The 21,368-nt window shown below is 71.7% G+C and carries 18 protein-coding genes; 9 read left to right on the plus strand and 9 right to left on the minus strand.

What is annotated here, in order from left to right; all coding sequences use genetic code 11:
- Window positions 1–219 precede the first annotated feature (219 nt).
- Both recO and CP967_RS23530 read left to right on the plus strand, forming a co-directional pair.
- Window positions 220–966: a DNA repair protein RecO gene (recO, locus tag CP967_RS23525; protein ID WP_150489875.1), complete on the plus strand. Its 747-nt coding sequence runs from the start codon at window positions 220–222 to the stop codon at window positions 964–966.
- A gap of 21 nt (window positions 967–987) precedes the next feature.
- A complete protein-coding gene (locus CP967_RS23530; protein ID WP_150489876.1) occupies window positions 988–1,800 on the plus strand; it encodes an isoprenyl transferase in 813 nt (270 codons plus the stop codon).
- An 80-nt stretch (window positions 1,801–1,880) separates the two neighbouring features.
- On the opposite strand, the gene CP967_RS23535 is transcribed toward CP967_RS23530, so the two are convergent.
- The 4 genes from CP967_RS23535 to CP967_RS23550 form a co-directional block, all read right to left on the minus strand.
- Window positions 1,881–2,318 carry a Fur family transcriptional regulator gene (locus CP967_RS23535; protein ID WP_150489877.1) on the minus strand — a complete coding sequence of 146 codons (438 nt, stop codon included), beginning with the start codon at window positions 2,316–2,318 and terminating at the stop codon, window positions 1,881–1,883.
- A gap of 65 nt (window positions 2,319–2,383) precedes the next feature.
- Window positions 2,384–3,280, minus strand: coding sequence for a metal ABC transporter permease (locus CP967_RS23540; protein ID WP_150489878.1), 897 nt, complete (start codon window positions 3,278–3,280; stop codon window positions 2,384–2,386).
- Between the two features lie 2 nt (window positions 3,281–3,282).
- On the minus strand, window positions 3,283–4,023 hold the full coding sequence (locus CP967_RS23545; protein ID WP_190175023.1) for a metal ABC transporter ATP-binding protein: 741 nt from the start codon (window positions 4,021–4,023) through the stop codon (window positions 3,283–3,285).
- A gap of 74 nt (window positions 4,024–4,097) precedes the next feature.
- Window positions 4,098–5,102: a metal ABC transporter substrate-binding protein gene (locus tag CP967_RS23550; protein ID WP_150489880.1), complete on the minus strand. Its 1,005-nt coding sequence runs from the start codon at window positions 5,100–5,102 to the stop codon at window positions 4,098–4,100.
- Window positions 5,103–5,320: 218 nt separating this feature from the next.
- Between CP967_RS23550 and CP967_RS23555 the strand changes: the two genes are divergently transcribed.
- The 6 genes from CP967_RS23555 to CP967_RS23580 all read left to right on the plus strand — a co-directional run bounded on the left by CP967_RS23555 (window position 5,321) and on the right by CP967_RS23580 (window position 14,091).
- The gene (locus tag CP967_RS23555; protein ID WP_150489881.1) at window positions 5,321–6,703 is read left to right on the plus strand and encodes a glycine--tRNA ligase; all 1,383 of its coding nucleotides are present in this window, start codon (window positions 5,321–5,323) and stop codon (window positions 6,701–6,703) included.
- Window positions 6,704–6,984: 281 nt separating this feature from the next.
- Entirely contained in the window at window positions 6,985–7,230 is a 246-nt protein-coding gene (locus CP967_RS23560; RefSeq protein ID WP_150489882.1) for a DUF6243 family protein, read from the plus strand.
- Between the two features lie 163 nt (window positions 7,231–7,393).
- Window positions 7,394–8,542, plus strand: a complete 1,149-nt coding sequence (gene dusB / locus CP967_RS23565) for a tRNA dihydrouridine synthase DusB (RefSeq protein WP_150489883.1) — start codon at window positions 7,394–7,396, stop codon at window positions 8,540–8,542.
- A gap of 607 nt (window positions 8,543–9,149) precedes the next feature.
- The gene (ppdK, locus tag CP967_RS23570; RefSeq protein WP_150489884.1) at window positions 9,150–11,861 is read left to right on the plus strand and encodes a pyruvate, phosphate dikinase; all 2,712 of its coding nucleotides are present in this window, start codon (window positions 9,150–9,152) and stop codon (window positions 11,859–11,861) included.
- A gap of 608 nt (window positions 11,862–12,469) precedes the next feature.
- On the plus strand, window positions 12,470–13,486 hold the full coding sequence (locus CP967_RS23575) for an ArsR/SmtB family transcription factor (RefSeq protein WP_150489885.1): 1,017 nt from the start codon (window positions 12,470–12,472) through the stop codon (window positions 13,484–13,486).
- Window positions 13,487–13,674: 188 nt separating this feature from the next.
- On the plus strand, window positions 13,675–14,091 hold the full coding sequence (locus CP967_RS23580) for a VOC family protein (protein WP_190175025.1): 417 nt from the start codon (window positions 13,675–13,677) through the stop codon (window positions 14,089–14,091).
- Window positions 14,092–14,214: 123 nt separating this feature from the next.
- Here CP967_RS23580 and CP967_RS23585 read toward each other — a convergent pair whose 3' ends face one another.
- The 4 genes from CP967_RS23585 to CP967_RS23600 all read right to left on the minus strand — a co-directional run bounded on the left by CP967_RS23585 (window position 14,215) and on the right by CP967_RS23600 (window position 19,767).
- Entirely contained in the window at window positions 14,215–15,381 is a 1,167-nt protein-coding gene (locus CP967_RS23585; protein ID WP_150489887.1) for an alkaline phosphatase PhoX, read from the minus strand.
- A gap of 218 nt (window positions 15,382–15,599) precedes the next feature.
- Complete coding sequence (nirD, locus tag CP967_RS23590) at window positions 15,600–15,959, minus strand: nitrite reductase small subunit NirD (RefSeq protein ID WP_150489888.1); 360 nt, start codon at window positions 15,957–15,959, stop codon at window positions 15,600–15,602.
- Window positions 15,959–18,544 carry a nitrite reductase large subunit NirB gene (gene nirB, locus CP967_RS23595; protein ID WP_150489889.1) on the minus strand — a complete coding sequence of 862 codons (2,586 nt, stop codon included), beginning with the start codon at window positions 18,542–18,544 and terminating at the stop codon, window positions 15,959–15,961. The genes nirD and nirB overlap by 1 nt, the downstream gene beginning before the upstream one ends.
- A complete protein-coding gene (locus CP967_RS23600; protein WP_190175007.1) occupies window positions 18,544–19,767 on the minus strand; it encodes an NAD(P)/FAD-dependent oxidoreductase in 1,224 nt (407 codons plus the stop codon). Before CP967_RS23600 ends, nirB begins: the two co-directional genes overlap by 1 nt.
- A 138-nt stretch (window positions 19,768–19,905) precedes the next feature.
- On the opposite strand from CP967_RS23600, the gene CP967_RS23605 reads away from it, so the two are divergent.
- The gene (locus CP967_RS23605; RefSeq protein ID WP_150489890.1) at window positions 19,906–20,697 is read left to right on the plus strand and encodes a sulfite exporter TauE/SafE family protein; all 792 of its coding nucleotides are present in this window, start codon (window positions 19,906–19,908) and stop codon (window positions 20,695–20,697) included.
- Window positions 20,698–20,716: 19 nt separating this feature from the next.
- On the opposite strand, the gene CP967_RS23610 is transcribed toward CP967_RS23605, so the two are convergent.
- Window positions 20,717–21,349 (minus strand): class F sortase, encoded by a 633-nt coding sequence (locus tag CP967_RS23610; RefSeq protein ID WP_150489891.1) that lies wholly within the window; start codon window positions 21,347–21,349, stop codon window positions 20,717–20,719.
- Window positions 21,350–21,368 lie beyond the last annotated feature (19 nt).

Here is a 21,368-nt window from a genome sequence, read left to right on the forward strand (position 1 = left end):
CCCGGCGTACGGGCCGGGGACGCCCCCAGGGGTGGTCCCAGGGTGCTCCGGGGCGCGCACGGCCCCACAGGGCCCGCACGCGCCCTTCTCCGCCCCTGCTGCGGCCCTTCCGTTGCCTCTCCGCAGCCTTCCCGCCGTCGGCGTACGCTCAGGCGGCCCCGCGCGCCCTCGCCCGGCCCGCCCCGGCCGCGCGGTGCGCCGGTACGCGACAATGGACCCATGAGCTTGTTCCGGGACGACGGCGTCGTGCTGCGTACGCAGAAGCTGGGCGAGGCCGACCGGATCATCACGATCCTGACCCGCGGCCACGGGCGGGTGCGCGCCGTCGCCCGTGGGGTGCGCCGCACCAAGTCCAAGTTCGGGGCGCGGCTCGAACCCTTCTCCCATGTGGACGTGCAGTTCTTCGCACGCGGCAGCGAGCTGATCGGCCGCGGTCTGCCCCTGTGCACCCAGAGCGAGACCATCGCCGCGTACGGCGGCGGCATCGTGACCGACTACGGCCGCTACACCGCCGGCACCGCGATGCTGGAGACCGCCGAACGCTTCACCGACCACGAGGGCGAGCCCTCCGTCCAGCAGTACCTGCTGCTCGTCGGCGCCCTGCGCACCCTCTCCCGCGCCGAGCACGCGCCGCACCTCATCCTCGACGCGTTCCTGCTGCGCTCCCTCGCCGTCAACGGCTACGCCCCCAGCTTCGACGCCTGCGCCCGGTGCGGGATGCCCGGGCCGAACCGGTTCTTCTCGGTCGCCTCCGGCGGTGTGGTCTGCGCCGACTGCCGGGTGCCCGGCAGCGTCGTACCCTCGGCGGAGGCCGTCGGGCTGCTGAGCGCGCTGCTCACCGGTGACTGGGAGACGGCCGACGCGTCCGAGGCGCGTCATGTCAGGGAGGGGAGCGGGCTGGTGTCCGCCTATCTGCACTGGCATCTGGAGCGCGGCCTGCGCTCGCTCCGGTACGTAGAGAAGTGACACAGGGAGACGATCAAGTCCATGGCAGTACGCGGGATGCTCGGCGGCCGTAACCGGCGTGAGTACAAGACCCCCGAGCCGCACCCCTCCGGCGCCGTCCCGCCGAGGATCCCCGGCGAGCTGGTGCCCAAGCACGTCGCCGTGGTGATGGACGGCAACGGCCGCTGGGCCAAGGAGCGCGGCCTCCCGCGCACCGAGGGCCACAAGGTCGGCGAGGGCGTCGTCATGGACGTCCTCAAGGGCTGCATCGAGATGGGCGTCAAGAACCTCTCGCTGTACGCCTTCTCGACGGAGAACTGGAAGCGGTCTCCCGAAGAGGTGAAGTTCCTGATGAACTTCAACCGGGACGTGATCCGCCGCCGCCGCGACGAGATGGACGAGCTGGGCATCCGGATCCGCTGGGTCGGGCGCATGCCGAAGCTGTGGAAGTCCGTCGTCCAGGAACTCCAGGTCGCCCAGGAGCAGACCAAGGACAACGACAGGATGACGCTGTACTTCTGCGTCAACTACGGCGGCCGGGCCGAGATCGCCGACGCCGCCCAGCGCATCGCCCAGGACGTCGCGGCCGGGCGGCTGGACCCGTCGAAGGTCAACGAGAAGACCTTCGCGAAGTACATCTACTACCCGGACATGCCGGACGTGGACCTCTTCGTACGCCCCAGCGGCGAGCAGCGCACGTCCAACTACCTGATCTGGCAGAGCGCGTACGCCGAGATGGTCTTCCAGGACGTCCTGTGGCCCGACTTCGACCGCCGGGACCTGTGGCGGGCCTGCCTGGAGTACGCCCAGCGCGACCGCCGCTTCGGCGGGGCGGAAGAGGTCACCGGGACCTGAGCCCGGGGTCCCCGGGGGCCGGCCGCCCCCGGGGACCCCGCCCGAGCGGAGATCAACCGGAAGAAATCACCCGGAAGAAATCACCCGGAAGAGGGAATGGCGCACTCCGCGCAGGTGCCGAAGATCTCGACGGTGTGGGCCACGTTGACATAGCCGTGCTGCGAGGCGATGGACTCCGCCCACTGCTCCACCGCGGGGCCCTCGACCTCGACGGCCTTGCCGCAGACCCGGCACACCAGGTGGTGGTGGTGCTCGCCGGTCGAACAGCGGCGGTAGACCGCCTCGCCGTCCGTGGTGCGCAGCACGTCGACCTCGCCGGCGTCGGCGAGGGACTGCAGGGTCCGGTAGACCGTGGTCAGGCCGACGGAGTCCCCGCGGTGCTTGAGGACGTCATGGAGGTCCTGGGCACTGCGGAACTCGTCCACCTCGTCCAGGGCGGCGGCGACCGCCGCCCGCTGCCGGGTCGAACGGCCGCGCACCGGTGCCGCGTTCGTGCCACTGATCGGCGCCGTCGCCACAGCTGCCTCCTCATGTCGCCCGTACGTATGTCGGGCCATTGTGCCAGCCCGGCCACGCCGCACGGTCATACCCTGACGTCGTCCGCGCCGGGGCGGGCCGCAGGCACCTCCAGGGTGCACCCGGCCGGATCCGCGGCGCGTGCGCGGGCGGCCCGCCGGCGGGCCAGCGGCGCGGCGAGCGCCGTCAGGGCGACGAACGCGGCGATCGCCAGCAGCACGATCGTGGCGCCGGGCGGGACGTCCTGGTAGTAGGAGGTCACGGTGCCCGCCAGGGCGACGGCCGTGCCGATGACGACCGCCACGACGAAGGTCACCTTGAAGGACCTGGCGATCTGCTGCGCGGCGGCGACGGGCACCACCATCAGGGCGCTGACCAGCAGCAGTCCCACGACCCGCATCGCCACGGTGACCGTGACCGCGGCCGTGACGGCGACCAGCAGGTTGAGCAGCCGCACCGGCAGTCCGGTGACCCGGGCGAACTCCTCGTCCTGGCTGACCGCGAACAGCTGGCGCCGCAGTCCGACGGTGACGAGGACGACGAAGGCGGCCAGGACGACGATCGCGGTGACGTCCTCCTCGGAGACGGTCGAGAGCGAACCGAACAGGAACGACGTGAGATTGGCGTTGGAACCGGTGTCGGAGAGGTTGATCAGCATCACCCCGCCCGCCATGCCCCCGTAGAACAGCATGGCCAGCGCGATGTCGCCGCGGGTGCGGCCGTACCAGCGGATCAGTTCCATGACGACCGAACCCGCCACGGCCACCAGGGTGGCCATCCAGACGGGGTTGGCGGACATCAGGAAGCCGAGGCCGACCCCGGTCATGGCGATGTGCCCGATGCCGTCGCCCATCAGGGCCTGGCGGCGCTGCACCAGGTAGATGCCGATGGCCGGCGCGGTGATGCCGACGAGGACGGCCGCGATCAGCGCCCGCTGCATGAAGGGGGGAGAGAGGAATTCCATGATCAGCTCAGCAGTCCGGTCCGGACGGGCTCGGAAGCCGCGTGGGGGTGTACGTGGTCGTGGCCCGGCAGGGCGTGCTGGCCGACGGCCTTGGGCGGCGGACCGTCGTGCAGGACGCAGCCGTCCCGCAGCACGACGGCCCGGTCGATCAGCGGTTCCAGGGGGCCGAGTTCGTGCAGGACGAGCAGCACGGTCGTCCCGGCGGCGACCTGCGCGCGCAGGGTCGCGGCGAGGATCTCCTGGCTGGCCAGGTCGACCCCGGCCATCGGCTCGTCCATGATCAGCAGCTCGGGGGCGGCGGCGAGCGCGCGGGCGATCAGCACCCGCTGGTGCTGGCCGCCGGAGAGGGCGTCCACGGAGTCCTTGGCCCGGTCGGTGAGCCCGACCAGCTCGATGGCCCGGTCGACGGCCTCCCGGTCCGCCCCGCGCGGCAGCCGCAGCTTCGTACGGGAGAGCCGGCCGGAGGAGACCACCTCGTGGATCGTGGCGGGGACCCCGCCGGCCGCGGTGGTGCGCTGCGGTACGTAGCCGACGCGCGCCCACTGCCGGAAGCGGCGCAGCGGGGTGCCGAAGAGTTCCACGCCCCCGCCGGTCAGCGGCACCTGGCCGATGACGGAGCGTACGGCGGTGGACTTGCCGGAGCCGTTGGCGCCGAGCAGGGCCACGACCTCCCCGCGGCGGACGGTGAGGTCCACGCCGCGCAGCACCGGGCGGCCGCCGAGGGCCGCCGTCCCCGCGCGCATGCTGATCACGGCTTCGGGCGTACTGGACTCGGACACGGTCGCCTCCGGTGCGGGGGTTGCGGGCGGGACGGGGGTCACTTCGCGCCGAGCGCCTTCTGCAGCGCGGCCAGGTTGGATTCCATGACCTCCAGGTAGTCAGCGCCCTCGGAGGTGTCCGTGATTCCCTCCAGCGGGTCCAGGACGTCCGTCTCCAGTCCGAGGTCCTTGGCCAGGGTCTTGGCGGTCCTGTCGCTGGCGAGGGTCTCGAAGAAGACCGTGGTGGCCCCGCTCTCCTCCGCGACGCCGTGGATCTCGCTGATCCGGGCGGGGCTGGGCTCGGCCTCGGGGTCGAGCCCGGCGATGCCCTCCTGGGTGAGGCCGTAGCGCTCGGCGAGGTAGCCGAAGGCGGAGTGCGTGGTGATGAAGGTCTTCGTCGCGGTGTCCTTCAGCCCGGCTTCGTACGCCGAGTCGAGCGTGTTCAGCTTGCCGACCAGGGCTTCGGTGTTCGCGCGGTAGTCCGCGGCGTGGTCGGGGTCGGCCTTCTCCAGGGACTTGCCCACGCCCTCGGCGACCTCGGCGTACTTCACCGGGTCCAGCCAGATGTGCGGGTCGGTCCCGCCCTCGTGGCTGTGCTCCTCCTCGGCGTGCTCCTCCTCGGCGTGCTCCTCCTCGGAGTGGCCCTCCTCGCCGTGGCCGTGGTCGTGGCCGCCGACCTCGGCGCCGTGGCTCTCCAGGGTGGTGAGCTCCGCCGCGTCCACGGTGTGCTCGACCCCCGCCTGGTCCACGGCGTCGTCCACGGCGGGCTGGACGCCCTTGAGGAAGAGGATGTAGTCGGCGTCGCTCAGCGAGCCGGTCTGCCGGGGGGAGAGCTCCAGGTCGTGCGGCTCCACGCCCGGCTTCGTCAGGGTGGTGACGGAGACGTGCGATCCGCCTATCTCCTCGGCGAGGAACTGCATCGGGTAGAAGGACGCCACCACGTCCAGCTTGCCGTCGCTCCCGGGGCCGGCCGCGTCGGAGGAGGAGCAGGCGGAGAGCGCGGTGAGACCGAGGGCGGCTGCTCCGGCGACGGCGGTGGCGGGTATCAGACGGCGTACGTTCATGACATCCATTTTCAACAAAACTGGAAACGATTGTCAACAAGACTGATGAGATGACCGGAAGGCCGTTCCCGGGCTCCAGGAGCCCCCACCGATTTGATCCAAGGGGTACGCGCGCCGCTAACCTGAGACATTCGCCCGCACGTCTTCGGAGCAGCTGTTCCCACCGAGGCGCTTCGAGCCGTCCATGTCCGTTTCGCCGTCGCAATGAAGAGAGCACCGTGGCCGCCGACAAGATCGACACCATCGTCAGCCTGAGCAAGCGCCGTGGCTTCGTCTACCCCTGCAGTGAGATCTACGGCGGCCAGAAGGCCGCCTGGGACTACGGGCCGCTGGGCGTCGAGCTGAAGGAGAACCTCAAGCGCCAGTGGTGGCGCTACATGGTCACCTCGCGCGAGGACGTGGTCGGTCTCGACTCGTCGGTCATCCTGGCCCCCGAGGTCTGGGTCGCCTCCGGCCACGTCGCCACCTTCTCCGACCCGCTCACCGAGTGCACCTCCTGCCACAAGCGCTACCGCGCCGACCACCTGGAGGAGGCGTACGAGGAGAAGCACGGCAAGCCGCCGGTCAACGGCCTCGCCGACCTCAACTGCCCCAACTGCGGCAACAAGGGCACCTTCACCGAGCCCAAGCAGTTCTCCGGCCTGCTCTCCACCCACCTCGGCCCGACCCAGGACTCCGGCTCCGTCGCCTACCTGCGCCCGGAGACCGCCCAGGGCATCTTCACCAACTTCGCCCAGGTGAAGACCACGTCGCGCAAGAAGCCGCCGTTCGGCATCGCGCAGATGGGCAAGTCCTTCCGGAACGAGATCACCCCGGGCAACTTCATCTTCCGCACCCGTGAGTTCGAGCAGATGGAGATGGAGTTCTTCGTCAAGCCGGGTGAGGACGAGGAGTGGCAGGAGTACTGGATGCAGCAGCGCTGGAACTGGTACACCGGCCTCGGCCTGCGCGAGGAGAACATGCGGTGGTTCGAGCACCCGCAGGAGAAGCTCTCCCACTACTCCAAGCGCACCGCTGACATCGAGTACCGCTTCCGCTTCGGCGGCAGCGAGTGGGGCGAGCTGGAGGGCGTCGCCAACCGCACCGACTACGACCTCACGGCGCACTCCAAGGCGTCCGGCGCGGACCTCGCCTACTACGACCAGGAGAAGGGCGAGCGCTACACGCCGTACGTCATCGAGCCCGCGGCCGGTGTGGGCCGGGCGATGCTGGCCTTCCTCCTCGACGCCTACAACGAGGACGAGGCCCCCAACGCCAAGGGCGTCATGGAGAAGCGCGCCGTGATGCGCCTCGACCCGCGCCTGGCCCCCGTCAAGGCCGCGGTCCTGCCGCTCTCCCGCAACGCGCAGCTCTCCCCGAAGGCCAAGGGCCTCGCGGCGGACCTGCGGCAGAACTGGAACATCGAGTTCGACGACGCGGGCGCCATCGGCCGCCGCTACCGCCGCCAGGACGAGATCGGCACCCCGTTCTGCATCACCGTCGACTTCGACACCCTGGACGACAACGCCGTCACCGTGCGCGAGCGCGACACCATGAAGCAGGAGCGCGTCTCCCTGGACCAGATCCAGGGTTACCTCGGCTCCCGCCTGCTGGGCTGCTGACGCCGCCCGGCGACCGCCCGTGACGGGGCCCCCGGATCCGCGACCCGCGGCCGGGGGCCCCGCGCGTACCGCCGCCCCGCCGCGGGGGGCGGCGGGAAAACGGGTGGGGGGCGCCCCGCGATCCGGGGTACCTTTCCGTCATGTATTCGTTCTTCCAGATCTACGAGTGAGCGCGCGACGGGCCCGGGGCCGGACCCCCGCCCGTCGGCCGTCGGACCGCTCCTCGTGACCGGTCCCCGATCAGTTCGAACCTCACGTCTCACCACGAATGGGAGAACACCGTGGCCAAGAGCCGCAACAACCTTCTCGGCGTCGGCGGACAGCGCAAGAAGCTGTCCCGCGCGGACCGGCAGGGCGCCGGCCCGGCGCGTGACGCGGACCGCAAGAACGCGGCCGACCAGAAACAGGAACTGCTGCGCAAGATGCGTGAGCGCGCCCAGGGCGCCGCGGCGGACGGCACCGTGACCGACGGGACCGCGGACACCGCGCCCGCCGGAACCCCTGACCAGGGGACCGCGCAGAGCTGACCCCTGCCGCAGGACCGGGGGCCCGGACCACCCGAGGTGGTCCGGGCCCCCGCGCGTCCGGGTCCTGCGCGTTGCGCGTCCGGGTCCTGCACGTCCGGCCCTGTGCGTCCGGGCCCGTACGGTCCCCGGCCGGGCCGTCCCGCGCGTGCGGGACAATAGGTGGATGACCACGCTCGCCCCCGCCTCCGCGCCGCTCAGAATCGGCCCGCACACCGTGCAGCCGCCGGTGGTCCTCGCCCCCATGGCAGGCATCACCAACGCCCCGTTCCGCACCCTGTGCCGTGAGTTCTCCGGGGGCAAGGGGCTGTTCGTCAGCGAGATGATCACCACCCGGGCCCTGGTCGAGCGCAACGAGAAGACGATGCAGCTCATCCACTTCGACGCGAGCGAGACCCCGCGCTCCATCCAGCTCTACGGAGTGGACCCGGTCACCGTCGGCAAGGCGGTCCGGATGATCGTCGAGGAGGACCTCGCCGACCACATCGACCTGAACTTCGGCTGCCCCGTGCCCAAGGTCACCCGCAAGGGCGGCGGCTCCGCGCTCCCGTACAAGAGGCCGCTGCTCCGGGCGATCCTGCGGGAGGCGGTGGCGGCCGCGGGGGACCTGCCCGTCACGATCAAGATGCGCAAGGGCATCGACGACGACCACCTCACCTACCTCGACGCCGGCCGGATCGCCGTCGAGGAGGGCGTCAAGGCGGTCGCCCTGCACGGCAGGACCACCGCCCAGCACTACGGCGGCACCGCCGACTGGGACGCCATCGCCCGGCTCAAGGAGCACGTCCCGGAGATCCCCGTCCTCGGCAACGGGGACATCTGGAACGCGGACGACGCCCGGCGGATGATGCGCGAGACCGGCTGCGACGGTGTGGTCGTCGGCCGCGGCTGCCTGGGCCGCCCCTGGCTCTTCGGCGACCTGGTCGGCGCCTTCGAGGGCACCGGAGCCCGGCAGGCCCCCTCCCTGCGGGAGGTCGCCGCCGTCATGCTGCGCCACGCCACCCTGCTGGGGGAGTGGATCGGCGACGAGAGCCGGGGCGTGATCGACTTCCGCAAGCACGTGGCCTGGTACCTCAAGGGCTTCGCCGTCGGCTCCGAGATGCGCAGGAAGCTCGCCGTCACCTCCTCCCTCGACGAACTGGGCACCCAGCTGGCCGGGCTGGACCTCGACCAGCCCTGGCCGGACGGTGCCGACGGGCCCCGCGGACGTACGTCGGGCAACAACCGGGTGGCGCTCCCGGACGGCTGGCTGAAGGACCCCTACGACTGCGCCGGGGTGGGCGCCGACGCGGAACTGGACACCTCCGGGGGCTGAGATCCGGCCACGGAAGCCGCGGCACGCAGTGCCTGACGACGGCTTGCCCAGACCGGAGAACGGACTCCCTGACGGCCCGCTCATACGAGCGGGCCGTTCGTCGTCTCCTGCCGGAAAGTCGGCCGGATTTCTCTGGTCGCGCTTGGGCGTATGCACGGATCGGGCCCAGCTGGTCGCCCTGGGTGATCAACTGGTGACCGAATGGCGATCCGCCGTCACCCGAGAGGCGTCCGCATAGTGACATCTGAGCGGGAGGGGATGAGTGATTCTCGCCACGCCTGAGGTGTGTGTAGCTCAGATGAGCGCTCTCATGGTTGCTGCATTTCTCAAATGACGGCACTGGGTGCCAAGGTGCTTCGTTTTGATCGATCAAATCAAAAACTACTCTCCGTAAGTGAGAAGAGCCCATCCTGCGCCTCTCCGCATTCATCGCTTCGAGAGGTGAAGGCAGTACGGGTTCCGGTGCGATCGACCCGTCACTTTAGATCTGCTGGCGGATGGGTGGCCGCGCCCTCATGACGCACAAGTGGGCGTACCCGGGTGCCTTCGATATGGGTATGTTCCTCGCCGTCAGGGCAGCCACCGCGTCCTCGAGGAGTCGAGACCCGTGTCGGAAAACAAAGATCCTCAGAAGTTCGTCTACGACTTCACCGAGGGCAACAAGGATCTGAAGGACCTCCTGGGTGGCAAGGGTGCCAACCTCGCGGAGATGACCAATCTCGGTCTTCCGGTCCCTCCGGGTTTCACCATCACCACCGAGGCGTGCAAGGTCTACCTCGACAGCGGTGAGGAGCCGGCCGAGCTGCGTGACGAGGTCGGTGCACACCTCGCGGCGCTCGAGAAGCACATGGGCAAGAAGCTCGGCCAGGCCGACGACCCGCTGCTGGTCTCCGTCCGCTCCGGCGCGAAGTTCTCGATGCCCGGGATGATGGACACCGTCCTCAACATCGGCCTCTCCGACGCCTCGGTTCTCGGCCTCGCCGAGCAGGCCGGCGACGAGCGGTTCGCCTGGGACTCCTACCGGCGCCTCATCCAGATGTTCGGCAAGACCGTCCTCGGGGTCGACGGCGACCTCTTCGAGGAGGCGCTGGAGGCCGCGAAGGAGGCCAAGGGCGTCACCGTCGACGTGGACCTCGACGCGGCCGACCTGAAGAAGCTGGTCGAGCGGTTCAAGAAGATCGTCTCCCGCGACGCCGGGCGCGACTTCCCGCAGGATGCCCGCGAGCAGATGGACCTGGCCATAAGGGCGGTCTTCGACTCGTGGAACACCGACCGTGCCAAGCTCTACCGCCGCCAGGAGCGCATCCCCGGCGACCTCGGCACCGCCGTCAACGTCTGCTCCATGGTCTTCGGCAACCTCGGCCCGGACTCCGGCACCGGCGTCGCCTTCACCCGCGACCCGGCCAGCGGCCACCAGGGCGTCTACGGCGACTACCTGCAGAACGCCCAGGGCGAGGACGTCGTCGCGGGCATCCGCAACACCGTCCCGCTCGCGGACCTGGAGTCGATCGACAAGCAGTCGTACGACCAGCTCATGAAGATCATGGAGACGCTGGAGACCCACTACAAGGATCTCTGCGACATCGAGTTCACCATCGAGCGCGGTCACCTCTGGATGCTCCAGACCCGGGTCGGCAAGCGCACAGCCGGCGCCGCCTTCCGGATCGCCACCCAGCTCGTCGACCAGGGCCTCATCGACGAGGCCGAGGCGCTGCAGCGCGTCAACGGCGCCCAGCTCGCGCAGCTGATGTTCCCGCGCTTCGACGACCGGGCGCAGACCGTGCTGCTGGGCCGCGGCATCGCCGCCTCCCCGGGCGCGGCCGTCGGCAAGGCCGTCTTCGACTCGTACACCGCCGTCAAGTGGTCGCGGTCCGGCGAGAAGGTCATCCTGATCCGCCGCGAGACCAACCCGGACGACCTGGACGGCATGATCGCCGCCGAGGGCATCCTCACCTCGCGCGGCGGCAAGACCTCGCACGCCGCGGTCGTCGCCCGCGGCATGGGCAAGACCTGCGTCTGCGGTGCCGAGGAGATCGAGGTGGACACCAAGCGCCGCCGGCTGACGGTCGGCGACACCGTGGTGGAGGAGGGCGAAACCGTCTCCGTCGACGGCTCCACCGGCAAGGTCTACCTCGGTGAGGTCCCCGTCGTGCCCTCCCCGGTCGTCGAGTACTTCGAGGGCCGGATGCACGCCGGCGCCGACGACGCCGACGAACTGGTCGCCGCCGTGCACCGGATCATGGCCTACGCCGACCGGGTACGCCGGCTGCGCGTACGCGCCAACGCGGACAACGCCGAGGACGCCCTGCGGGCCCGCCGCTTCGGCGCCCAGGGCATCGGCCTGTGCCGCACCGAGCACATGTTCCTCGGTGAGCGCCGCGAGATGGTCGAGAAGCTGATCCTCGCCGACACCGACGCCGAGCGTGAAGCCGCGCTGGAGGCCCTGCTGCCGCTCCAGAAGGCCGACTTCATCGAGCTGTTCGAATCGATGGACGGCCTGCCGGTCACCGTGCGCCTGCTCGACCCGCCGCTGCACGAGTTCCTGCCCGACATCACGGAACTCTCCGTCCGGGTGGCGCTCGCCGAGTCCCGCAAGGACGCCAACGAGAACGACCTGCGCCTGCTCCAGGCCGTGCACAAGCTGCACGAGCAGAACCCGATGCTGGGCCTGCGCGGGGTCCGTCTCGGCCTGGTCATCCCCGGCCTGTTCGCGATGCAGGTCCGGGCGATCGCCGAGGCCGCCGCGCACCGCAAGAACGTCAAGGGCGACCCGCGCGCCGAGATCATGATCCCGCTGGTCGGCACCGTGCAGGAGCTGGAGATCGTCCGGGAGGAGGCCGACCGGGTCGTCGCCGAGGTGGAGGCCGCCACCGGCACCGACCTCAGGCTCACCATCGGCACCATGATCGAACTGCCGCGCGCCGCCCTGACCGCCGGCCAGATCGCCGAGGCCGCGCAGTTCTTCTCCTTCGGTACGAACGACCTCACCCAGACCGTGTGGGGCTTCTCCAGGGACGACGTGGAGGCATCGTTCTTCACCGCCTACCTGGAGAAGGGCATCTTCGGGGTGTCGCCGTTCGAGACGATCGACAAGGACGGCGTCGGTTCGCTGGTGCGCAGCGCCGTGGCCGCCGGCCGGGCCACCCGGCCCGACCTCAAGCTGGGCGTCTGCGGTGAGCACGGGGGCGACCCCGAGTCGGTGCACTTCTTCCACGAGGCGGGCCTGGACTACGTCTCCTGCTCACCCTTCCGGATCCCGGTCGCCCGGCTGGAAGCGGGCCGGGCCGCCGCCCGGTCGACGGGCAGCGACAGCCGCTGACCCCTCCCGGCCCGCGGCCGGCCCGCCGGCCGCGGGCATTCCGGGAGCCCCGCCGGGCCGGACCACCCTCACCGGCCCGGCGGGGCCCCGGACAACCCGGAAGCGGCGGCACCCTGTGCGGGGGTGCCGCCGCTTCGTCGTGGAACGGGGATGCCGCCGCCTCCTCGCGGAAAGCGGGACTTCCGGACCGCTCCGGAGTACGAGAATCTTGTCCGGGGCATGACGAGTTCATGTGACAGGGGCGAGTTCGCGTGACGGGCGGCCGTGTAAAGGGCCGACCGGCCCCGTTTTCTTCGTTGAGTGAGCAAATACCGGGAGGCCGGGACCAGGGTGCGGTCCATGGATCCCCACCCATGGACCGCACCCGGCTTACCCCCGCCGGATGCGGAGCCGCACCGGACGCCACCGCCGCCGAGCGGAGGAAGCCCCCCACGGCCCTCACCCGCTCTTCCGGCAGCGCCGGTAACGCACCCGACGTCGTACAGCTTTTCCCGTGTCGGCCTGGTGGGCGAGACGTTTCAACTCTGGCCGAAACCCCGTGGTGACCTCTTGTGACGGCCCGCATACCCTTTGACGGGGCGATTGCGGTTGCAACAGGTGGGGGTTCGGTGCTGCGCATCCATATGTCCGGGGCGGACCTTTCCCGCGTGCGGATGGCCACCCGGCCGGACGCATTGTGGGAAACGGTTCTCAGCTTTCACCGGCTGAGGGACCGGAGGGGTTCCTCGGTCTTCGGGAAATGGCGTACGGAATCCCGTGCCCGGCTGAATGGCGAAACGCGCCTGCTGTCGGCGATGGTGCCGCTCCACGGTTATTTCCCGGACTTCCTGACACCCGCCGGGGAGGGCTCCGAGCCCTACGGCCTGGACGCCGGGATGGAGGCGCTGCGGGACACCCCCGGTGAGCGCCTGCACGGCGAACTCGCCCTGCTCGCCGCCGGTCCGGCCGGGCAGCGCCGGCGGCCGGACGGCCCGCGGCCGCACCTCGCGCTGCCGGCCGCGCTCGCCGAGGGGCGCGCCGAGCCGCTGGGCCGGCTCATCGGCGCCCTGCGCGCCTACCACCGGGCCGCCGTCGAGCCGTACTGGACGCACATCCGGGCCGCCGTCGAGGCGGACCGGGCGGTGCGGGGGCGTGCCCTGCTGGACGGCGGGGCGCAGGAACTGCTGGCCACCCTGCCCACCTCGATCCGCTGGCGGCCCCCGGTCCTGGAGGCGGACTACCCCGTCGACCGGGACATGCGGCTGGACGGACGCGGTCTGCTCCTCCAGCCCTCGTTCTTCTGCCGCGGCACCCCGGTCGTCTACCGCGACCCGGACCTGCCGCCGGTGCTCGTCTACCCCCTCACCCACCCCGCCGCCCCGGTGTTCGCCGAGCCCGGCCCCTGGCTCGGGCGGCTCGTCGGGCACACCCGCTCCGCGATCCTCCGGGCCGTCGAGGACGGCTGCACGACGAGCGAACTGGCCCGCCGGACAGGGGTGTCCATGGCTTCCGCGAGCCAGCACGCCTGTGTGCTGCGCGAGGCCGGCCTCGTCCTGTCCCTGCGCCACGGCAGCTCGGTGCTGCACACCCTCACCCCGCTGGGCTCCTCCCTGCTCAGGGGCGGCGCGCCGGTGGCAGTGTCCTGAGGCGGTGCCCCGGGGGCGCCTCCCGGGACGGACGGGGGCACGCCGTAAGGGGCGCGCGGAAGCCGGCCCCCTCCGGGCGATGAGTTCCGGGAGCCGGGGCCGTCTACCTCTCAGAGGCGCTCGCGGCGGGTGCCGTGGAGCACACGATGCGCCGGGACGGAAGAGACGGAAGAGTGGGAACCATGACCATGCCCCAGATGATCTTCGTGAACCTGCCGGTCAGGGATCTGGAGGTGTCGAAGAACTTCTTCTCGAAGCTGGGCTACGGCTTCAACCCGAAGTTCAGCGACGAGACCACGGCCTGTCTGGTGATCAGCGACACGATCTTCGCCATGCTCATCACCGAGCCCCGCTTCAAGGACTTCACCAGGAAGGACATCGCCGACGCCTCGAAGACCACCGAGGTCCTTCTCGCGCTGAGCGCCGAGAGCCGGGAGAAGGTCGACGAGCTCACGGACGCGGCGCTCGCCTCCGGCGGCTCCCCGGCCAACGAGACGATGGACATGGGCTTCATGTACGGCCGTTCCTTCCAGGACCCGGACCACCACATCTGGGAGGTCGTCTGGATGGACCCGGAGGCCGCCGAGAACGGCCCGGAGTCCTGAGGACGGGCGGTCCTGACGGACGGCCGTTCCTGACGGACGGACGGACCGGCCGGGTGGCCGGCCGCACGGCCGGACACGGCCCGGCGGGGCTGACGGCCGCCGGGCCGTGTCCGGGGGGTGGGATCAGCTCCGGAAGGGTCCGCTGACCTCGTAGGTGATGCCGCCGGAGGAGCTGCCGCTCGTCCCGCGCTGCGAGGAGAAGTAGAGCCGGCTGCCGTCCGGGGAGAAGGCCGGGCCGGTGATCTCCGAGCCCGACTGCCCGCTGATCCGCAGGAAGGGCGCCACGGTGTCCTCCGGGGTGATCAGGCAGATCTCCATGTTCCCGCCGTCCTCGGCGACGTACAGGTCACCGGAGGCGGCGCGGGTGACGTTGTCGACGCCGGTGAGCGGGGCGCCGCCCCCGGTGACCAGCGAGTCGTCGTAGGCGAGCGAGAGCGACGAGGTGTCCGCGTCGTACGCCCACACCCGGTTGTCGCCCTTGGTGGTGAACCAGCAGGTGCCCGCCGCGTAGAAGCAGCCCTCGCCGCCGTTGAACACCTTGGCGCCGGAAACCTGCCGGCGGGTCGGGGTGGACGAGCCGGCCGGGTCGGGGACCGTCGTCCAGGTCACCGGGCCCGAGGTGCCGGTGCCCGCCACCAGCACCTGGAGCGTGCCGGACGACAGATCGCCCCAGGTGGCGGGGCGGAAGCGGTAGAAGCGGCCGTCCGTCTCGTCCTCGGTCAGATAGACGTAGCCGTGGTCGGGGTCCGCGGCCGCCGCCTCGTGCTTGAACCGGCCCATCGCCGGCCGCCGCACGGCGGCGTCCACACCCCACGGGTCCGTCTCGTACACGAAGCCGCGGCTGACCTCCTCGCAGGAGAGCCAGGTGTTCCAGGGGGTGCGGCCGCCCGCGCAGTTGGTGTTCGTGCCGGACAGGATCCGGTAGGCGGAGGTGACGGTCCCCGAGGAGTCGAAGCGCACCGCGCTCGCCCCGCCGCCGCTGCTCGCGGACACCTCCGCGTTGGAGACGTAGATCCAGCCGCTGCCGTCGGCGAAGGTGGCGCCGCCGTCGGGCGCGCTGTGCCAGGTGTACGAGGTGCCGGCGACGGCCCGCCCCGAGCGGGCGATGATCCTGCTGGTGAAACCGCTCGGCAGCAGGATGCCGTCACTGTTGGCCGCCCGCAGCGCGCCGTAGGGGCCGGCGGCCGGCTGGGCGGGGTCCGCGAAGGCGGCCCCCCGCCACAGGGTGCCGCCGAATGCCGCCGCCGAGCTGCCGATCACCGCTGTGCGCAAGAAGGTCCGACGTTCCACGACCACTCCATGGGTGACGTGAGGGCCCGCCGGCCCGGTCGGTCCGGCGGGGCGAACGTCAGGATAGTAAAGGTACGCAGTTGACGGAGCGTCAACACGACATGAACGGAACGGAGCGGCCGCCTCCAGGAGCGGCCGCCTCCAGGAGCGACCGCCTCCAGGACCGGCCGTCCCGTCACCGGCCGTCCCGTCACCGGCCGTCCCGTCACCGGCCGGTCTCAGTCGGCGCGGACCTCGAAGACCGGCACGGTGACCTCGTCGTCGTCCAGGCAGACGCCCGTCGCCAGGTCGAAGCGCTGCTTGAGCAGCGGCGAGGCGACGAACGGCCGCCCCCCGTCCGAGCCGACCAGCCCGCGGGAGAGGACGTACGCCCCGGTGAACGGGTCCCGGTTGTCGATCGCGTACGCGCGCCCCGCCCGGTCCATGAACAGGGCCACCTGCCGGCCGTCCGGGAGGAGGGCCGCCACCCCCCGGCCCGGGGTCAGCAGCGCGCGGTCGCAGACCGGCAGCCAGCCGTCCCCGGCCGCGAGTTGGATCGTCCCGGTGTCCCGGGCGGTTTCCATCGTCGGGGTCGTCATCAGGAGGGGGTCCCTTCAAGAGTGCGGACGGCGAGCACCGGTCCCGCGAGGATCTCCAGGTCGGGCTTGACCTGGTCACGCTCCGGGACGAACTTCACCGAGGGGTCGGGCACATCGGGGTCGTTGACGAAGGTGACGAAGCGGCGGAGCCGTTCCGGGTCGTTGATGGTCTCGGCCCACTCGTCGCGGTAACCGGAGACGTGGTCGGCCATCAGCCGCTCCAGCTCGTCGCAGATCCCCAGCGAGTCGTGGACGACGACGTCCCGTACGTGCTCCAGGCCGCCCTCGATCCGGTCCAGCCAGGCCGCGGTGCGCTCCAGCCGGTCCGCCGTGCGGATGTAGAACATCAGGAACCGGTCGATGAGCCGCACCAGTTCGGCGTCCGACAGGTCCTGGGCGAGCAGGTCCGCGTGGCGCGGGGTGGCCCCGCCGTTGCCGCCGACGTACAGGTTCCAGCCCTGGGCGGTGGCGATGACCCCGAAGTCCTTGCCGCGGGCCTCCGCGCACTCCCGGGCGCAGCCCGAGACCGCCGACTTGAACTTGTGCGGCGCCCGCAGCCCCCGGTAGCGCAGCTCCAGGTCGATCGCCATCTTCACCGAGTCCTGCACGCCGTAGCGGCACCAGGTCTGCCCCACACAGGACTTCACCGTGCGCAGCGCCTTCCCGTACGCGTGCCCCGACTCGAAGCCCGCGTCCACCAGCCGCGTCCAGATCAGCGGCAGCTGGTCCACCCGGGCGCCGAAGAGGTCGATCCGCTGGCCTCCGGTGATCTTCGTGTAGAGCCCGAAGTCCCGGGCCACCTCGCCTATCACGATCAGCTTCTCCGGGGTGATCTCACCGCCCGGGATGCGCGGCACGACCGAGTACGAGCCGTTGCGCTGGAGGTTGGCCAGGAAGTGGTCGTTGGTGTCCTGGAGCGCGGCCTGCTCGCCGTCCAGGACGTATCCGCTGGCACCGACCGTCGGCGCGAGCGAGGCGATGATCGAGCCGACCGTCGGCTTGCACACCTCGCAGCCCTCACCGCCGCGGGCCTGCTCGCGGCCGTGCGAGTCGAGCAGGGAGGCGTAGGAGGTGACCCCGAGGGTGCGGACGATCTCGTACAGCTCGCTGCGGCTGTAGGAGAAGCAGCCGCACAGCCCCTGGTCCTCCGGCTGCGGCAGCAGCTGCCCGATGACCTTGACGCAGCTGCCGCAGCCCGTGCCGGCCTTGGTGCACTTCTTCACCTCGGGCAGGGTGGTGTGCTCGCAGATCGCGCCCTTGGTGACGTTGTGGCAGGAGCAGATGACCGCCTCGTCCGGCAGCGACGACGGGCCGAGGGTGACCGGGCCGCCCGCGCCGGCCGGCAGCACCAGCTGCTCCGGGGCGACCGGCAGGACCGTCCCCGTCATCGGCCGCAGCGTGCCGTACTGGTCGGCGTCACCGACCAGCACCCCGCCGAGCAGGGTGCCGTCCCGGCCGACCACCAGCTTCTTGTAGACACCCGAGCGGGAGTCCGCGTACACCACGTCGAGGCAGCCCTCGGCGGCGCCGTGCGCGTCACCGAAGGAGGCGACGTCCACGCCCAGCAGCTTCAGCTTCGTGGACAGGTCGGCCCCGGTGAACGAGGCCGTGCTGCCCGCGATCACCTCGGCGGCGGCGAGGGCCATCTCGTACCCCGGGGCCACCAGGCCGTACACCCGGCCGTCCGAGGCCAGCGCGCACTCGCCGATCGCGAAGACGTCCCGGTCCGAGGTGCGGCACTGCTCGTCCACGACGATGCCGCCGCGCGGGCCGACCTCCAGACCGCAGTCGCGGGCCAGCTGGTCGCGGGGCCGCACCCCGGCGGAGAAGACGACGAGGTCCGTGGCGAGCGCCGAACCGTCCGACAGCGCCATCCCGGAGACCCGGCCGTCGTCGCCCGTGGTGACCTCCTGGGTGCCGACGCCGGTGTGGACGGAGAGGCCCATGCCCTCGATGGTGCGCAGCAGCGCCGCACCGCCGCCCTCGTCCACCTGCACCGGCATCAGCCGGGGCGCGAACTCCACGACGTGCGTGTCGAGCCCGAGGCCCTTCAGCGCGCCCGCCGCCTCCAGGCCGAGCAGCCCGCCGCCGACGACCGCGCCGGTTCTCGCGGTCCTCGCGTACTCCTCGATGGCGAGGAGGTCCTCGATGGTGCGGTAGACGAAGCAGCCCTCCGCGTCCTTGCCGGGCACCGGCGGGACGAACGGGTAGGAGCCGGTGGCCAGCACCAGCGTGTCGTACGGGAACGTCCGCCCGGAGCGCGCGGTGACCGTGCGCGCCTCACGGTCGACGCTCTCGGCGGGGTCGCCGACGTACAGCTCGATCCCGTGCCGGTCCATGAAGTCCGGCTCGGCCAGCGCGAGGTCCTCGGGCGTCCTCCCGGAGAAGTACGAGGTCAGCTGGACCCGGTCGTAGGCGGGGCGGGGCTCCTCGCAGAGCACCACGATCCGGGCCGTGCCCGCGGCGGCGGTCAGCCCGCGCTCGGCGAGCGCTTCCAGGAACCGCTGGCCGACCATGCCGTGCCCGACGACCACGATCGTCGGCACGCCCCCGGTGGGGGCGGTCGGGGGAGTGGACACCGGCATCAGAAGCCTCCGTCGTTGGTGAGCAGGTGGAGCAGGGACATGTCGGCGGGGAGCGGGTCGTCGTCCTGCCAGGTACGGGCGAGGGTGCCGACCGCGGCGAGATCACCGAGGAGCACCCCGCCCGCCAGCCGGTCGCCCCGGACGACGACCGTGCGGTACGCGCCCCGGGTGGCGTCGGCCAGCCGGATCACGTCGTCGCCGGGCATCGGGCGGGAGTCGCCGAAGGCGGCCAGGTCGAGCGCGCCGGGGGCGTCCGTGGCGGGGGAGCGCAGCGTCAGCCGGGTCAGGGCCCGGGTGCCGTCGTACCGGGCGGGCCGGCCGGCCAGCACCTCGGCCAGCACGTCGGCCTGCTCGATGGCGGCCTGGGCCAGCCCGTAGACGGTGGAGCGGTGCTCGGCGCAGTCACCGACCGCGTGGATGTACGGGTCCGAGGTGCGCAGCTCGTCGTCGACGAGGACGCCCTTGCGGATCTCCAGCCCGGCGGCCCGCGCCAGCCCCGTACGGGGCCGTACCCCGCAGGCCAGCACCGTCACCTCGGCCGCCAGCTCGTAACCGTCGGCGAGCTCCACGGCCCGCACCGCCGGGGCGGAGCCGTCCGTGCAGCGCAGCCCGCGCACCCGGCACTCGGTGTGCACCTCGACACCGAGGGCCTCCAGATGGCCGCGGAGCAGGCCGGCCGCCTCGGCGTCCAGCTGGCGCTCCATCAGGTGCTCGCCCTGCTGGGCCAGCACCACCTGGGCACCGCACTCGGCCAGCGCACGGGCCGCCGAGACCCCGAGGAGCCCTCCGCCGATGACCACCGCCCGCGTCCCGGGGCGTACGGCCTCGCGCAGGGCGAGGCAGTCGTCCAGGGTGCGGAAGGCGTGGACACCGTCCGGCAGGGTGTGACCGATGCCACGCAGCGGCGGCAGCACCGGGTTGGAGCCGGTGGCCAGCACCAGGTGCCCGTACCCGATGACGCTTCCGTCGTCGCAGTGCACCAGCCGTGCGGCACGGTCGATCCGCACGGCCCGCACCCCGCGCCGCACCTCGGCGGGCGGCAGCGCGATGACGTCCGGCTCGTACCGGCCGGCCAGCACCTCGGCCAGCAGCACCCTGTTGTACGGTGCGTGCCGCTCCTCGCCGACGACGGTGACACCGGGGACCCGGGCGGCGAGCCGCGCGCCCGCCATCCCGGCGCCGATCACCACCACACGCGCCCTGTTCCCGCTCTGTGTCCTCATGACGAAGAGCGTGCGCGGCGGGTGTTACCCGACCGCATCCCTCCTGTTTCCCCGGAGGAACCTTGCGCTCAGCGCACCGGCCCGCGCCGTGTGAGGGTGGCGGCGGGCCGTTTCGGGCGTGGTCGTAAGGTCGCGGACATGCCCGAGACAACACTCACCACCCTCGTCCTGCTGTGCCTGGCCGCAGCCGCGGCGGGCTGGATCGACGCGGTGGTGGGCGGTGGCGGACTCCTCCTGCTGCCGGCCCTGCTGCTCGGCCTGCCGCACGTCCCGGCCGCGCAGGTGCTGGGCACCAACAAGGCGGTCGCCATCGTCGGCACGACGGGAGCGGCCGTCACCTATGTGCGCAGGGCGCCGGTCCAGGTGGCCACCGCCCTGCGCATCGGGCTGATGGCGCTGGCCGGGTCGATGACCGGCGCGTTCTTCGCCGCCGGGATCAGCAGTGAGGTGCTGCGCCCGGTGATCATGGTGGTGCTGCTCGGTGTGGCGGCCTTCGTGCTGGCACGGCCCTCCTTCGGCACCGCGGCGGCGGGCGACGTGACGGGCAAGCGGGTCACCCGGGCCCGGCTGGTCACCGCGACGGTGCTGGTGGGCGGCGGCATCGGCTTCTACGACGGGCTGTTCGGCCCCGGCACGGGCACCTTCCTGGTACTGGCCCTGACGGCCGTGCTCCACCTCGACCTGGTCACCGCGTCCGCCACCGCCAAGATCGTGAACGTCTGCACCAACGGCGGCGCGCTCGCGATGTTCGCCTACCAGGGCACCGTGCTGTGGCAGCTGGCCGCGCTGATGGCCGTATTCAATCTGGCGGGCGGCCTGTTCGGGGCGCGGATGGCGCTCCGCAAGGGCAGCGGCTTCGTCCGCGGGGTGCTGCTGGTCGTGGTCTTCTCCCTGGTCGCCAAACTGGGCTTCGACCAGTGGACGGGCTGACGGTCCGCCCCGGGTGCCCTCAGCGCACCCCGGTGAGATGGGCGTACACCACCACGTTGCCCTGGTAACCGGTCTCCCGGCTGTAGCCGCCGCCGCAGGTGATCAGGCGCAGGGCCGCGTGCCCGGACGGGCCGTAGACCCGCTCGTCGGGGAAGGCGTCGTTGTCGTACACCTCGACCGCGTCGACCGTGAAGACGGCGGTACGGCCGTCCGCGCGGTCGATCTCGGCCCGCGCGCCCTTCTTCAGGGACCCCAGGCCGTAGAAGACGGCGGGACCCTCGGCGTCGTCGACGTGGCCGGCCACGATCGCGGTGCCCTTCGCGCCGGGCGGGGTGCCACCGCCGAACCAGCCCGCCCGGTCGCTCTCCTCGGGTGACGGCGCCTCCAGGCGCCCGTCGGCACCGAGCGCCAGTCGTGTCATGGGCGCGTCCACGCCGATGCGCGGGATGCGGATACGGACGGGCTCGGAGGCGCCCAGCGGCTTCGCGACCGCGGAGCCCGGCCGGGGCCCGGAGGCCGAGGCGAAGGCCTGGGCGGTGGCGGGCTGAGGGGCGACGACCCGGGCCGCCGTGCCGTTCTGGACCAGCCAGATCCCGGACAGCGCGGCGATGCCCGCCAGCCAGGCCCTGGCCCTGAGGGCCGTACGGTCCACGACGTGCTCCTCGCCGTCC

Origin of the sequence: Streptomyces nitrosporeus, from assembly GCF_008704555.1 — a bacterium.
GTDB lineage: Bacteria > Actinomycetota > Actinomycetes > Streptomycetales > Streptomycetaceae > Streptomyces > Streptomyces nitrosporeus.